This is a genomic window from Gilvimarinus sp. 1_MG-2023 (assembly GCF_030548285.1).
Genome location: NZ_JAUOSC010001546.1, coordinates 1 through 243, shown reverse-complemented (window position 1 = coordinate 243; position 243 = coordinate 1). Strand labels below are relative to the sequence as shown.

Below are 243 nucleotides of genomic sequence, written 5' to 3'. Positions count from 1 at the left end.
CACATATCACCGACCACCAGCTCCTGGCTATCATCCAGATTGTGTCCAGGCTGCTGCGCCAACTTGATATCGTCAGCCCCTAACAACCCGATCACCTCATCACCATCCATCACCGGCAGATGATGACACTGATGTTGTGCCATCAAGTCTGCGGCTTCTGTTAACCGTGTGTTTTCACCAATATGCAGAGGGAATGCTGTCATTACTTCAGCGAGCGTTGGCATGTGTCTCATACAACGAATC

General features: G+C 50.6%; 1 protein-coding gene. It reads right to left on the bottom strand.

Going from position 1 to position 243, the window contains the following annotated elements:
* Positions 1–203 (bottom strand): CBS domain-containing protein (locus tag Q4563_RS21990; protein ID WP_303606051.1); only part of this gene is annotated, 203 nt, incomplete at its 3' end.
* Positions 204–243 lie beyond the last annotated feature (40 nt).